A 13049-nucleotide genomic window follows, 5' to 3' on the forward strand; every position below is an offset into this window, starting at 1 on the left:
TCACACCGGGACGGGTCCGTGCGGGTGCAGGTCGTCGACGACGAGCCGGTGCGCGTGGGTCCAGCCGTGCACCGAGGGGCTGGCGGTGACGACGTGGGCGTGGTCGGCGTCGTGGTCGTGGCGGTGCCGCACGAGGTCGGCGCCGGCCGTCGGCCAGACCGTGACCGCCACCCCGAGCGCGACGACGGCGAGCGCGGCGAGGACCGACCAGGTGACCGTCCAGCCGGCCGAGACCGCCAGCCAGCCGGTGAGCGGGTAGGTGAGCAGCCAGCAGGCGTGTGAGAGCGAGAACTGCGCGCTGAACAGGGCGGGCCGCTGGCCGGGCCCGGCCGAGGTGCGCAGCAGGCGACCGGTGTTGACCATGATCCACCCCGGGCCGAAGCCGACCAGCGCCCACGCGAACGCCGCGGTCGTCCACGACGGTGCGGCCGCCAGCAGCAGGGTCGCGCCGGCCGCCAGGCAGGAGACCGCCGCACCGGCCAGCATCACCGTCCGGACCGGGAGCCGCCGGGCGACCCACGGGGAGGCCAGCGCCGCCGCGGCCGTGCCCGCACCGGACACCGCGAGCAGCAGCCCGACATCGGCCTCGGTGCCGCCGAGCAGGTCGCGGACGACGTTCACCGTCGTCACCAGCGACACCACCCCCACCGCGGCGACGACGACGTTCAGCGCCAGGAGCCCCCGCAGCTGCGGGACCGCCCGGAACAGCCGGACCCCGAGCAGCAGCCGGGTCGCGAAGCCGCCCTGGGCGCGGCCCGCGACCGGCGGGACGGCCGTCGACGCCACGAGGACCGCGGAGAACACGAACCCGGCACAGGTGCCGACGAACAGCGTCGAGTAGCTCATCACCGCGACGGCCGCCGCGGCCAGCAGCGGGCTCAGCACCGTCTCCGCGCTGCTCGCGAGCTGCGAGGCCGACAGCGCCCCGGCGTAGTCCCGCTCGTCGGGGACGACGTCGGGGATGACCGACTGGAACACGGGGGTGAACGTCGCCGAGGCGACCTGGAGCACCGCGACCAGGATGAACACCTGCCAGATCCCGGTCACCCAGGGCAAGACGAGCACGACCGCCGCGCGGACGACGTCCGCACCGACCATCAGCATGCGTCGCGGGACCCGGTCGGCGACCGCGCCGACGACCGGACCGACGACGACATAGGCCACCATCTTGATCGTCAGCGCCGAGCCGAGGACGAGCGCGGCCCGCTCGCCGGCCAGGTCGTAGGCGAGCAGCCCGAGCGCGACCGTCGTGAGACCGGTCCCGACCAGAGCGACGACCTGGGCCGTGAACAGCCGGCGGAACCGCGTGTTCCGGAACAACGATCGCACTGGCCCTCCCCCGTCGACTGCGGGGACCGTAGAACGATTTCCCGATCGCCCCAACGGATCAGTTGCCAGCGGGGAGCAGCAGCCTCCAGGCGTGCACTGCGAGGTGGCGGCGACATCGCCCCCGGTCCACGAATCCGCAGGTCAACGCGGCTCGTGGCACCGTTCCGGCTGCGAGGAGGTCGCTGTCGCCGTGAACTCGCAGAAGCCCTCCGGTGTCGTAGTGGGCGACGTCACGACGACGATTCCCGGATTCCGCGCTGACGACGGATCCGCCGCTCCGCGGCGCGGCGGGCGGCACCGGCGGTCCGGCGGGGAGGCGTCCGGGTAGGCTTCCCTCAGGCCCTCGTAGCTCAGGGGATAGAGCACCGCTCTCCTAAAGCGGGTGCCGCAGGTTCGAATCCTGCCGGGGGCACTACACCGTGAACAGCGGAAACGCTGGTCACGATCGCAAACGACTTCGCACCGTGGAACGAAACCCGCTGCGGCCGGGCCGCGCTCGGAGTTCCCGCACGAGTTCGCCGAGGGCACCGTTCACGGCGAGCACGGGTACGACTGCGTCACCTGCCTGCCGCCCGGGGCCGGCGACACCGGCGGCCGGTCCCTCGGGGTCGGACCGGCATGGTCGATCGCCGGGGACACCCGCACGCAGTGGCGGGCACCGGCCACGACCTCTGCTCCGCGTGACCGAGGAGGTCAGTCCCTCTCGTGCGGTCGCGCGGCGTGGCCCGGGCGCCCGCGCGTGCGGCGCTGCTCCTTCATCTCAGCCTCCATCAGATGCCGCCGCCCACCGACCAACTCGTCGCGTACCGCGCGGTCCAGCTCCAGCGTGGTGCGGTAGTAGCCGTCGTCGTACTCCTCCACGACCTGGAAGCTCCACCGCCCCGCGACGACGTTGAGCCCGATCAGCTCGGTGGTGATCCGGTCCGCCAGATCGTCGCGCCCCATCCCCCGCAGGCCGCCGACGACCTCGTCGAGCATCTCGTCGGCGTACCCGGTCATCTGGTGGAAGGCGTAGAGGTGCCCGCGGGCCCGTTCGATCGTCTCGACGGCCTCGGCCAACTTGCCCACCGTGGCCACCGCCTCGTCCGACACACCGTCCGGTCGGCGGTGCTCCGGGGCCGGTCGGTCGTCGTCGCGGCGGTCCTGTCGGTAGCTCTCGGACATGCGGGGGTCTTCCCGGTTCCAGCGGCCAGGAACCGTCCTGCCGTACTCCGCCACGTCATCGACGGTGGTCGGCGCTGTTCATCGAAGCCGCCGCGGCGTTCGACGATCGTCAGCGGTGCGCGACGGAGAAGCAGGACTCGAGGCAGTAGGCATCGGGATGGACGGTGGAGTCGAGCACACGACCCGGGGACGGGCCGACGTCGGTGCGGGGGCCACGGTCCGGCGTCCGGCCGGTGTCAGAGCCAGCCGCGTTCGTGCGCGTGGCGCGCGGCGTCGTGGCGGGTGGCGGTGCCGGTCTTCTGCATCGCGCTGGACAGGTAGTTGCGGACGGTCCCGTGGGCGAGGTGCAGCCGGCGGGCGATGTGTGCCACGGAGTAGCCCTCGCGGGTCTCGGCGAGGGCGTCGATCTCGCGGTCGGTGAGCGGGCAGTCGTCGATCACGGATGCCTCGAGGACCTCGTGGGCGATCCACCGACGCCCGGCCCGCAGCTCGTGGACGACCGCGACGATGTCCTCCGGGTCGGCGCCCTTGCTCATGAACCCCTGCACCCCGAGCTTGAGCGCCCGGCGCAGGACCCCCGGGCGGGCGTGGCGGGTGAGCATGAGCACCGCCTGCCCGGGGTGGTGTTCCCGGATCCGGGCGACGGCGTCGAGGCCGTTGGCCCCGGGCATCTCCAGGTCGACGACGAGCACGTCGGGACGGTGCTCGAGGGTCTCCCGCACGGCCCCGTCGCCGTCCTCGGCCTGGGCGACGACGATGATCGTCCCGTCCTGGGGCAGCAGCGCCGCCATCGCGGTGCGCAGCAGCTTCTCGTCGTCGGCCAGGACGATGCGGACGGGCTCAGCGCCGGTCATGGCCCTCGCCTCCCGTGGGTCGGGCCGCGCCGTCACCACGCGTGCCCGCCCCGGGGCTCGCGAGCCGGGCCGCGACGGTGAACGTCGTCGGGGTGGTGGTCACGTCCAGGTCGCCGCCGGCCGCGGCCAGGCGGTCCCGCAGGCGGGCGAGGCCGCGCAGCTCCGGCCCGGCATCCGCGGCGGGGGCGACCCCGTCGTTGGTGATCTCGACCCGGGACGCCGACGTGGTGATGCGCACGGTGCTCGGGCGGGCGTGGCGGAGCAGGTTGGTCGTGGCCTCGCGCAGCACCTGGGCGAGCAGCGGGTGGGCGGGGGCGGCGCCGGGGTCGTGCTGGACCTCGACCGTGATCCCGGCGGCCTCGCCCAGCCGACGGGTGTTCTCCAGCTCGGCGGTCAGGTTGAGCTGGTGGCGCGCGTGGGCGAGCTCGCGGGTCCGGGCGAGGGCGTCGTCGACGAGTCCCCGGATCTCACCGAGCTCGGCGACGGCCGTCGCGGTGGCGTCCTCGCCGCCGCCGCGGACGAGGCTCTGGGCGTAGGCGGCCTTGAGCTTGATGACGTGCAGCGAGTGCCCGTGGATGTCGTGCAGGTCGCCCGCGAAACGCATCCGCTCGTGCGCGACCGCCAGCTCCCGCTCGGCCTCGCGGGCGCGTTCCAGACGACGCACGACGACCCACGCGTACTCGGAGACGACGATGACGCCGGCGACGAACACGGTGCCGAGCAGGGGCAGGAGCACGTACTGGCCGGCGAGGGTCACGGTGGGCGGCCGGGGCAGGAGCGCCGCGGCACCGGAGGCCGCGACGACCACGGCGAGCGCACCGACCCACGCCCGCCGGTGGCGCGGGCGGGCGGACACCAGCAGCGACCCGATGAGTGCGAAGGGCACGAAGGTGATCGGGCTCGCGGCGCTCAGGGCCGCGACGAGCCAGTTCACCCCGGTGAAGGCCAGGGTGAACACGGCGCCGCGCGAGTAGCCGTCCAGGCTCCACTGCCGCAGCACCCCGAGGGCCAGGACCAGACCCACCGCGACGATGGCGCCCTCCCACCAGCTGTGCGCCGTGAGCACGACACCGACCACGCACAGCGGGGCGATGGCGGCGAGGGCGGTGAGCATCGCGGCCCGGCGCGCCCGGGCGGCCGCGGTCCCCGTAGCCGCGCCGGTGTCCGCGGCATCGGTGTCGGCGGCATCGGTGTCGGCCATGGAACTCCCGGTGGGGCGGTCGGTCACGACCGCGTCGGCTGCGGGCGGCGCTGCTTCAGCATGCGCCCGACCAGAGTCTTGCCGATCAGCCCCACGACGAGCACGGCGAGCGCCACCCACTGCAGGGAGCCGTTGCGCAGGAAGAACGCGGTGACCGGCTCGGGCAGCACGGTGAACAGCCCGGTGTCGTGGGCGAGTCCGACGTAGGCGATGACCACGGTCACGGAGAGGACGGTGACGGCGGTGAGGACCAGGTCCAGCAGCTTCATGGTCGTCCACGGTCCGGCACGTTCCTCGGCGACGGTAGTGACACCACGTCATGTGCCGCGGTGACCTCACGCCACTGTGCCACCGGTGCGTGCGCGGGTGCGATGGGACACGACCCGATCGACCCGAGGAGACGACATGTTCCGCTCACACCTGCTCCGGCTCGCCGTGGGGGTGGTGTCGCTGACCGCCGTCGCCGCCTGCGGCGCCCCCGCCCCACCCGGAGCAGCCGCCGCGGCCGCGATCACACCGCCACCACAGCTCGCCGCCTTCCACGACCAGCAGATCACCTGGCAGCCCTGCGACGGGTTCGCCACCTCGGCGGCCGACCGGACCCTCTACGCGAACGACCGCTTCGACTGCGCACGCGTCCAGGTCCCGCTGGACTACGCCGACCCCGACGGCCCCCGGGGACAGGTCGCCCTGCTCCGGGCGGAGGCACGCGGCGAGAAGATCGGTTCGCTGCTGGTCAACCCGGGTGGTCCCGGCGGGTCCGGAGCGAGCCTGGTGGCCTCGCTGGGCCCGGTCTGGGACAACGTCCCGGTCGGGGAACGCTTCGACGTCATCGGGTTCGACCCGCGTGGGGTCGGCGCGTCGACACCGCGGGTGGACTGCTTCACCGACGCCGAGACCGACCGCAACGCACTGCCCTCGACCTACCTGTTCGACGTCGCCGACGCCGACCGGGCCCGCGACATCGCCCGCCGCTGCACCGACGCCACCGGCGGAGTCGAGGCCCTGACCAGCGTCGGGAGCGACAACGTCGTGCAGGACATGGACGTCGTGCGCGCAGCCCTGGGCGAGGAGAAGCTCACCTACCTCGGCTACAGCTACGGCAGCGAGCTCGGCGCGATGTACGCCCAGACGTTCCCGCAGAACCTGCGCGCCATGGTCGTCGACGGCGCCGTCGACCCCGACATCTCCGAGGCACAGCTCCGGCTGTCCCAGTTCGAGGCCTGGCAGAAGGCCTTCGACGACCTCGCCGCCACCTGCGCCACCGAGCCGGACTGCCCGCTGGGCACCGACCCGGCCCGCGCGACCGAGGTCTTCCAGAACCTCACCCGCCCCCTGCTCGACCACCCCGCCCCCACCACCGACGGCCGCACACTCACCTACGCCGACATGGTCCCGGCCGTCTACAGCTCGCTGTTCTCCCCCGCCCAGCGCCCCCAGCTCCTCCAGGGCCTCCGTGACCTGGCCGCAGGACGCGGCGACACGCTGCTCGCCCTGCGCGACGCGGCCCTCGGACGCGGCCCCGACGGCCACTACGGCGGCTCCACCCACCTCGACGCCAACCTCGCCACCCGCTGCATGGACAACCCCCGCCGCACCCCCGCCGAGCAGGCCGAGCTGCGTGACCGGGCCCGGCGAGCCGCCCCGTTCCTCGACCCCGGCCGCCCCGGCGGACCGACCCACTACGAGTGCGAGGCGTGGCCCGAGCCCCCCAGCCGGACCCTCCCCTGGAGCACCGACACGGCCGGGCTGCCACCCACCCTGACCCTCTCGCTGACCGACGACCCGGGAACCCCCTACCAGGGCGGTGTCCACCTCGCCCGAGCTCTGGGCGGCAGCCTGCTGACCGTCGAGGCGGCCCGGCACGGCATCGCCCTCTACGGCGGCAACGCCTGCGTCGACCGTGCCGTGACCGACTACCTCGTCGACCTCGTGACGCCGCCGCCGGGCGCGCGGTGCGACAGCTGACCGGTCTCACGGGCCCGGCCTCCCGCACGATCGGCGGCGCCGTGCTCCCGGTGGACCGGGGCAGCGCCGTGCGGCGGGTGCCCGCCGCCGGTCACCCGCCGTGCCGACAGCCGTCCCACCGACCTCTCGGGAGGGACACCATGACCGCGCTCCGCCGGACGACCGACATCCTGCGCTCGGACCCACGTGGGCTGACGCTGCTCGTCGCGCTGATCTTCGGCGCGCTCCTGGTCGGCATGGGGGTCGGTGTCCTGTTCCCCGACCTCGAGCTGCCCACCCTGGTCGCGGGCGGCGTGTCCGACGACCTCGTCCGCACGATGATCACGAATCCCTGGCTCTTCGGGACCACGATCCTTCTGATCAACCTGTTCGTGGCCGCCGTCGGCGGCATCGTGGTGCCCTCGCTCGTCGTGCCTTTCCTGGGTGTCCCCGTCATCACGCTGTACATGTTCAACGTCGGCGTCTCGATCGCGCCGACCGATCCGACGACCGCGACCGTGCTCGTCCCGCACGCCCTGACCCTGCTGATCGAGCTCACCGGCTACGCCGTGGTCATGTTCGGGGTCTACCAGCTCGGTCGCGGATGGGTCCGCCCGTCCTACCTCGGAGCCACGACGCGCGGTGGCGCGTACGTCGTCGGCCTGCGGCGCCTCGCACGACTGGCGGTGCCGACGGTCGTGGTCCTCGTGGTCGGCGCCTACTACGAGGCGTTCTCGGTCGTGTACCTGCTCCCCCGGCTGCTGGCCGGCTGAACTCGAGGTCGACGAGGTCGGCGGCATCCGCGGCGGCCGGTCCCGCCACCATGTCCGTTCGGGTGTAGTGCAGGTCCCGGCCGCTCGCCTTGACTGTCGTCGACGAGACCCGTCCGATACGAGGAAGTGCCGATGAACGCGGAGAGCGGCGGGCTGTGGCCCGGTCACCGGGCCCGGCCGCACGAGGGGCGGTCGTGAACGGGCCGGGGCAGATCCTGCCCGGACTCGCCCGCCGGTTCGGTGACAGGACCGCCCTGGTGACTCCCGGCCGCGTCCTGAGCTTCGCCGAGCTCGACGGGCTCAGCGACCGGGTCGCGGCCGGGCTCGCCGAGCGTGGCGTGCGCCCCGGCAGGCCGGTGTCGATCTACGCACCGAACAGCTGGGAGTGGGTCGTGGCCTACCACGGCGCCCTGAAGGCGGGCGCCGTCGTGAACCCGGTGAACGTGATGCTGACCGTGGACGAGCTGGCGTTCGTCCTCCGCGACTGCGGCGCGGCCGCGGTGTTCACCACCGCCGAGCAGGCGGGCCGGGTCGCCGAGCTGGTCGCCGACCTGCCCGAGCTGCGCAGCGTGATCGCGTTCGGGCCCCCCGCGGCGGCCCCGGCGGACGGGGTGGTGCCGTTCGCGGAGCTGTCGGAGGCGACCGGCCCGGTGCCCGCGCTGCCCGACCCGGACCCCACCGCGCCGTGCACGATCGGCTACACCTCGGGCACCACCGGGCACCCGAAGGGCGCGGTGCAGAGCCATCGCGCGGTGCTGTGGAACTGCGCGGCCACCGCGACCATGCACGGGCGCAGCGCCGACGACGTCGTGGTCACGGCGCTGCCCGCGCCACACGTCTACGGCAACGTGGTGATCAACGGGACGTTCCTGGCCGGCGGCACGGTCGTGCTGATGCCACGGTTCGACCCGGCACAGACCCTGCGGCTGATCGCCGAGCACCGGGCCACGCTGTTCGAGGGCGTCCCGGCGATGTACGCGATGCTGCTCGCCCACCCGGACCTCGCCGCCGCCGATCTGTCCTCGCTGACCCGGTGCACCGTCGGCGGGCAGACGATCCCGGTGTCGACGGTGCAGCGGTGGGAGCAGCGCTCGGGGGCGCCGCTGCTGGAGCTGTGGGGGATGACCGAGATCTCCGGACTGGGCACCACCCACCCGTTGCACGCCCCGCCGCGGCCCGGGTCGATCGGGGTCTCGCTGCCCGGTGTGCAGGTGCGCATCGCCGACCTCGACGACACCGCCCGCGACGCCGCGACCGGGGAGCCGGGCGAGCTGATGATCCGCGGCCCGGTCGTCATGCTCGGCTACCACGGGCGGCCCGAAGCCACCGCCGAAGTGCTCGAACCCGACGGCTGGCTGCACACCGGCGACATCGCCACCATCGACGAGGACGGCTACGTGTTCGTCGTCGACCGCCGCAAGGACATGATCATCACGGCCGGGTACAACGTCTACCCCGCCGAGATCGAACGCGTCCTGGCCGGTCACCCGGGCGTCGCCATGGTCGCCGCGGGCCCGGTGCCCGATCCGGTGAAGGGCGAGCTGGCCTGCGCCTACGTCGTGCGGGCCGACGGGGACACCACCACCGGCGCCGAGCTGATCGCCCACGCCCGCGAACACCTGGCCGCCTACAAGGTCCCCCGTCTCGTGCGGTTCGTCGACGCGCTGCCGGCCACCTCCACCGGGAAGATCATGCGCCGGAAGCTGATCGAGACCGTGGAGGTCGACAGCGTCGACGGCCGGACGGTTGACTGACCCGGTGGACGAACCGGCGCCGGTCCCGCGGGACGACCGGGCCGCGACGCTGCGCGGCCTGGTGCGCGAGCACGCGGGCCTGGCCGCGTTCGCCGACCGCGACCGGGCCTGGCGCGCCTGCGTCGACGTCGTCACGCGCACGCTGGGCGACGTCGCGTGGATCGCCGAGCTCGACCCCGACGCCCCCGACGGCGGCGCCGTTCTGCGCCACCTGCACGGGGACCGCACCACCACCCTCCACGCCCTGCACATCCCGCCCGGGCACGGCCTGACCGGCAAGGTCTTCGACCTCGCCCGCGCGGAGTGGGTCGACGACTACTTCACCGCCGCCCGCATCACCCACACCTTCGACACCCACATCGCCGACGAGGGCATCCGCCGCCTGCTCGCCGTCCCCGTCGTGGCCGACGGCCGTACCCTCGGTGTGCTCGGCGTCGGGGTGCGCACCGACGGCGCGTTCGGCTCGGTCGCCGTCGGGCACGCCACCACCGTCGCCGACGAGGTCGCCCGGGCCGTCGAGGTCGCCGACCGGGCCCGCGCCGCGCGCGACGCCGCCGTCCACGCCGAGCGCTCCCGCCTGGCCGCCGAGCTGCACGACAGCGTCGGGGCCCTGCTGTTCTCCATCGGCTCGGGCATGGCCGGGCTCGCCGAGTCCGCCGGCGCCGACCCCGTCCTGCGTGCCCGCCTCGACCAGCTCCGGTCGCAGGCCGCGGAGGCGTCGACCGCGCTGCGGGACTCGATGCGCACCCTGCGCGCCTCCCCCGCCGCGCTGGAGCTCGCCGTCGCGCTGCGCGCCGACTGCACCGCGTTCACCGAGCGCACCGGCACCCCCGCCGAGCTCGTCATGCTCGACGACGACCTCACCCTCGCGCCCACCCGGCGCGACATCGCCGTCACCGCCGTACGCGAGGCCCTGCACAACGTCGAGAAGCACGCCGGCGCGCACGGCGTCGTCGTCTCCGTCGGCCGCCGCCGCACCCCCGAGCGCCTCACCGTCGCCGTCACCGACGACGGCGTCGGCATCACCCCCGGCCGCCCGCACGGGATCGGCCTGAGCACCACCGCCGAGGCCGTCGCCCGGGTCGGCGGCCGGCTCACCGTCGACGGGGACCCGGACGGGGGGACCACATGGCGCATCGAGCTGCCGTGCTGACGGGACCGGGCGGCACCGTGCACGTCCTGGTCGTCGACGACCACCCCGTGGTGCGCGACGGCGTCGCCGCCCAGCTGGCGAGCCACCACGACATCCGCGTCGTCGGCGTCGCGACCACCGGCGGACAGGCCGTCGCCGAGGCCGCCCGGCTCCGTCCGCACGTCGTCGTGCTCGACGTCCGGCTGCCCGACCGGCCAGCCCCCGACGTCGCGGCGCAGATCCGCTCCGCATCACCCGGCACCCGGATCCTGCTCTTCACCGCGTTCCCCGAGCACGCGGGCGTCGGCCCCTCGTTCGCGGCGGGGGCAGCGGGGATGGTCGTCAAGGACGCGTCGGCGGACACCCTCGCGGTCGCCGTCCGCGACGTCGCCCGCACCGGCCGGTACCGGCCCCCGGACCGCGCCGACCACCGGCAGCCGCCCCGTGGTGGCGGGGTGGTCTCCGCCCGCGAGTACGACGTCATCCGGCTCGTCGCCACGGGGCTCACCAACACCGAGATCGGCGAGCAGCTCCACCTGTCCCCGAACACGGTCAAGGCGTACCTGGCCACCGTCATGCGCAAGCTCGAGGCCCGCAACCGGGCCCAGGTGATCTCCCGGGCACGGACACACGGCCTGCTCTGACCGCCGCGTGCCGGCCTGCTCCGACCGGGGCGGCCACGGCCCGCCGGGCCGGACCTCGACGGTGTCGCTGGGCATGCCGGGCCCGATCGCGGTGCTCCGGGGCTCTCTAGCGTCGTGACCGCGCCACGGGGACCCGCCGGGCCCGGCGCACCAGCCCACCGCAGCCACCGGAAGGGGAGCACACCCCTGATGCCGCCACAGCTCGCCACCGACAACCCGGGACGGGAACGGCCCCGCACGGCCACCGGACCCGACCAGAACCCGACCACCGTGCTCCAGCGGCGGGTGGACAACCTCGCCCGAGCCCTCCACTCCCGGGACGCGATCGGGCAGGCCGAGGGCGTCCTGGTCGCCCACTACGGCATCGAGGCCGACGAGGCGTTCGCCCTGCTGACCCGCATCTCCCAGCACACCAACACCAAGCTCGCCGACCTCGCCCTCACCCTGGTCACCCGGGTCCGCGAGCGCAGACCGGAACTCCCGCAGCACTGCCGCGTCGTCACCGAGGTCGTCCAGGACCTGCTCGATCGGCCCGGGCACCCCGGCGCCGGCCGGCCCGTCCGGGACGGGGCCGACCGATGACGGCCGGGAGCCTGCGCGGCCGGACGGTCGCGATCCTGGCCGCCGACGGCGTGGAACGCGTCGAGCTCGACCTCCCCCGGGGGGCGCTCTACGGCGCCGGGGCCCGGGTCGAGGTGCTGTCCGTCCACACCGGATCGCTGTGGACCCGGGAGTGGGACAAGGACCCCGCGGGCACCGTCACCGTCGACCGGGACGTCGCCGAGGCCTCGGTCGACGACTACGACGCCCTGCTGCTGCCCGGGGGAACGGTGAACCCCGACCAGCTGCGCACCCATCCGGTCGCGGTGGAGTTCGTACGGACCTTCGTGGCCACCGGCAGACCGGTCGCGGCGGTGTGCCACGGCCCGTGGACCCTCGTCGAGGCCGACGTGGTCCGGGGGCGCCGGCTCACGTCGTGGGCGAGCATCCGCACCGACCTGCGCAACGCAGGCGCCGAGGTCGTCGACGAGGAGGTCTGCGTCGACGGCCAGTTCATCACCAGCCGGTCCCCGTTCGACCTCCCCGCCTTCTGCGCCGCGATCGTCACCCGCTTCGCCGCCGTGCCCGCCCGGGCCTGACGGACGCAGCGAGCACGGGGGCGGACAGCACACGGACCCGTCTGCGGGAGGAACCGCCACCCGATGCCCTCCGCCATCTCCACCGCCCGCGGGGACGGCCGGACCGAGACCGTCCGCACCCCCTCCCGAACCGGCTGCCCGAGCAGACCGGCCGGACCGCCGCACCCGGCAGCCGGCCCCGAAAGGACACGACGATGCGACAGATCGAGACAGTGACCCTCGAGGACGCCCGCCGGGTGATCGCCGCGGGCGAGCGGAAAGCCCACGAGATCGGCTCTCCGAGCAACGTGGCGGTGGTCGACGCGGGCGGGAACCTGGTGGCCCACATCCGGATGGACGACGCCTGGATGGGCAGCATCGACATCTCGATCAACAAGGCCTTCACCGCGCGGGCCTTCGACATCCCGACCGGCGACCTCGCGACGAGCTCCCAGCCCGGCGAGCAGTTCTTCGGCATCAACGGCTCCAACCACGGCCGAGTGATGATCTTCGCCGGTGGGGTGCCGCTGCACGGCAGCGACGGGAACGTCGTCGGCGCGGTCGGGGTCTCGGGAGGCAGCGGGGAGCAGGACCGGGTCGTCGCAGAGGCCGCCGAGGCCGCGTTCCGGCCCGTCCCGTCCCCGGCCTGACCACCGGCCCGGGTGACCGGAGCCCTCGTGGCGGCGCTCCTCGGGGCCCGCGCGTCCGTCCCGGCCCGGCGGGTCCGATCAGCCCGCGGTGAGGAGGGACTGCAGCGCCCGGTGGATCGCCGCGTTGTCCCCGCTGCGGACCCACACGGTGCGGGCCCGGCCGACCGCACGGGCGCCCTCGTAGAGGGCGCGGATGCCGCCGTCCATCATGCCCATGCGGTCCTGGGCGTCGCCGATCGTCGCCACCGCGAGCCCGCGGTAGGTGTGCAGGAGGGCTTCCTGGCCGCCCGGGTCATCCCGATCGCCGGCTCCATCGCGGCGACGGCGGCCGGATGACCGAGTCCCCCTGCGCGTCGAGCCGCAGCCGTTCCGAGCGCCACAGCTCCTCGTAGGACATCGGCATCGACATCCCGTGCGAGTCGATCCCGGACGGGTCGGTGTGGGTCATCACCGCGGTTGTGGTGACGACCTGCTCCGGTGGCA

Annotated in this window: 15 protein-coding genes and 1 tRNA gene; 9 read left to right on the forward strand and 7 right to left on the reverse strand. The window is 74.2% G+C overall.

Features of this window, described 5'->3' with window-relative positions; translation table 11 throughout:
• Positions 1 to 1329 carry an MFS transporter gene (locus tag KPF22_RS26410; protein ID WP_224403587.1) on the reverse strand — a complete coding sequence of 443 codons (1329 nt, stop codon included), beginning with the start codon at positions 1327 to 1329 and terminating at the stop codon, positions 1 to 3.
• Positions 1330 to 1668: 339 nt separating this feature from the next.
• On the opposite strand from KPF22_RS26410, the gene KPF22_RS26415 reads away from it, so the two are divergent.
• Positions 1669 to 1741, forward strand: a tRNA-Arg gene (locus KPF22_RS26415).
• A 281-nt stretch (positions 1742 to 2022) separates the two neighbouring features.
• Here the strand turns inward: KPF22_RS26415 and KPF22_RS26420 are convergent.
• From KPF22_RS26420 to KPF22_RS26435, 4 genes are all read right to left on the reverse strand, one after another.
• Positions 2023 to 2493 (reverse strand): hypothetical protein, encoded by a 471-nt coding sequence (locus tag KPF22_RS26420; RefSeq protein WP_224403588.1) that lies wholly within the window; start codon positions 2491 to 2493, stop codon positions 2023 to 2025.
• A 236-nt stretch (positions 2494 to 2729) separates the two neighbouring features.
• On the reverse strand, positions 2730 to 3347 hold the full coding sequence (locus KPF22_RS26425) for a response regulator transcription factor (protein ID WP_224403589.1): 618 nt from the start codon (positions 3345 to 3347) through the stop codon (positions 2730 to 2732).
• Positions 3334 to 4548: a sensor histidine kinase gene (locus KPF22_RS26430; protein ID WP_224403590.1), complete on the reverse strand. Its 1215-nt coding sequence runs from the start codon at positions 4546 to 4548 to the stop codon at positions 3334 to 3336. The genes KPF22_RS26425 and KPF22_RS26430 overlap by 14 nt, the downstream gene beginning before the upstream one ends.
• Positions 4549 to 4571: 23 nt before the next feature.
• Positions 4572 to 4817, reverse strand: a complete 246-nt coding sequence (locus KPF22_RS26435; RefSeq protein ID WP_224403591.1) for a hypothetical protein — start codon at positions 4815 to 4817, stop codon at positions 4572 to 4574.
• Between the two features lie 136 nt (positions 4818 to 4953).
• On the opposite strand from KPF22_RS26435, the gene KPF22_RS26440 reads away from it, so the two are divergent.
• The 8 genes from KPF22_RS26440 to KPF22_RS26475 all read left to right on the forward strand — a co-directional run bounded on the left by KPF22_RS26440 (position 4954) and on the right by KPF22_RS26475 (position 12566).
• Entirely contained in the window at positions 4954 to 6516 is a 1563-nt protein-coding gene (locus KPF22_RS26440; protein WP_224403592.1) for an alpha/beta hydrolase, read from the forward strand.
• A gap of 140 nt (positions 6517 to 6656) precedes the next feature.
• Positions 6657 to 7268, forward strand: coding sequence for a stage II sporulation protein M (locus KPF22_RS26445; protein WP_224403593.1), 612 nt, complete (start codon positions 6657 to 6659; stop codon positions 7266 to 7268).
• A gap of 194 nt (positions 7269 to 7462) precedes the next feature.
• Positions 7463 to 9022, forward strand: coding sequence for a class I adenylate-forming enzyme family protein (locus tag KPF22_RS26450; RefSeq protein ID WP_224403594.1), 1560 nt, complete (start codon positions 7463 to 7465; stop codon positions 9020 to 9022).
• A 4-nt stretch (positions 9023 to 9026) separates the two neighbouring features.
• Complete coding sequence (locus KPF22_RS26455) at positions 9027 to 10175, forward strand: GAF domain-containing protein (protein WP_224403595.1); 1149 nt, start codon at positions 9027 to 9029, stop codon at positions 10173 to 10175.
• Positions 10169 to 10798, forward strand: a complete 630-nt coding sequence (locus KPF22_RS26460; RefSeq protein WP_224403596.1) for a response regulator transcription factor — start codon at positions 10169 to 10171, stop codon at positions 10796 to 10798. The genes KPF22_RS26455 and KPF22_RS26460 overlap by 7 nt, the downstream gene beginning before the upstream one ends.
• A 189-nt stretch (positions 10799 to 10987) precedes the next feature.
• The gene (locus tag KPF22_RS26465; RefSeq protein WP_224403597.1) at positions 10988 to 11380 is read left to right on the forward strand and encodes an ANTAR domain-containing protein; all 393 of its coding nucleotides are present in this window, start codon (positions 10988 to 10990) and stop codon (positions 11378 to 11380) included.
• Entirely contained in the window at positions 11377 to 11937 is a 561-nt protein-coding gene (locus KPF22_RS26470) for a type 1 glutamine amidotransferase domain-containing protein (protein WP_208826516.1), read from the forward strand. Before KPF22_RS26465 ends, KPF22_RS26470 begins: the two co-directional genes overlap by 4 nt.
• 194 nt (positions 11938 to 12131) lie before the next feature.
• Positions 12132 to 12566 carry a heme-binding protein gene (locus tag KPF22_RS26475; RefSeq protein WP_208826513.1) on the forward strand — a complete coding sequence of 145 codons (435 nt, stop codon included), beginning with the start codon at positions 12132 to 12134 and terminating at the stop codon, positions 12564 to 12566.
• Positions 12567 to 12644: 78 nt separating this feature from the next.
• Here the strand turns inward: KPF22_RS26475 and KPF22_RS26480 are convergent, their stop codons facing one another.
• A complete protein-coding gene (locus KPF22_RS26480; RefSeq protein WP_224403598.1) occupies positions 12645 to 12812 on the reverse strand; it encodes a hypothetical protein in 168 nt (55 codons plus the stop codon).
• Between the two features lie 46 nt (positions 12813 to 12858).
• The gene (locus KPF22_RS26485) at positions 12859 to 13014 is read right to left on the reverse strand and encodes a hypothetical protein (RefSeq protein WP_224403599.1); all 156 of its coding nucleotides are present in this window, start codon (positions 13012 to 13014) and stop codon (positions 12859 to 12861) included.
• Positions 13015 to 13049 lie beyond the last annotated feature (35 nt).

It is taken from the genome of Pseudonocardia sp. ICBG1034 (genome assembly GCF_020131375.1).
Lineage (GTDB): Bacteria > Actinomycetota > Actinomycetes > Mycobacteriales > Pseudonocardiaceae > Pseudonocardia > Pseudonocardia alni.

Bases quoted from the DNA above. Each gene is read 5' to 3' on its own strand.
- KPF22_RS26420 (WP_224403588.1), bottom strand. From the start codon at position 2,493: ATGTCCGAGAGCTACCGACAGGACCGCCGCGACGACGACCGACCGGCC.
- KPF22_RS26425 (WP_224403589.1), bottom strand. From the start codon at position 3,347: ATGACCGGCGCTGAGCCCGTCCGCATCGTCCTGGCCGACGACGAGAAG.
- KPF22_RS26430 (WP_224403590.1), bottom strand. From the start codon at position 4,548: ATGGCCGACACCGATGCCGCCGACACCGATGCCGCGGACACCGGCGCG.
- KPF22_RS26435 (WP_224403591.1), bottom strand. From the start codon at position 4,817: ATGAAGCTGCTGGACCTGGTCCTCACCGCCGTCACCGTCCTCTCCGTG.
- KPF22_RS26440 (WP_224403592.1), top strand. From the start codon at position 4,954: ATGTTCCGCTCACACCTGCTCCGGCTCGCCGTGGGGGTGGTGTCGCTG.
- KPF22_RS26445 (WP_224403593.1), top strand. From the start codon at position 6,657: ATGACCGCGCTCCGCCGGACGACCGACATCCTGCGCTCGGACCCACGT.
- KPF22_RS26465 (WP_224403597.1), top strand. From the start codon at position 10,988: ATGCCGCCACAGCTCGCCACCGACAACCCGGGACGGGAACGGCCCCGC.
- KPF22_RS26470 (WP_208826516.1), top strand. From the start codon at position 11,377: ATGACGGCCGGGAGCCTGCGCGGCCGGACGGTCGCGATCCTGGCCGCC.
- KPF22_RS26475 (WP_208826513.1), top strand. From the start codon at position 12,132: ATGCGACAGATCGAGACAGTGACCCTCGAGGACGCCCGCCGGGTGATC.
- KPF22_RS26485 (WP_224403599.1), bottom strand. From the start codon at position 13,014: ATGACCCACACCGACCCGTCCGGGATCGACTCGCACGGGATGTCGATG.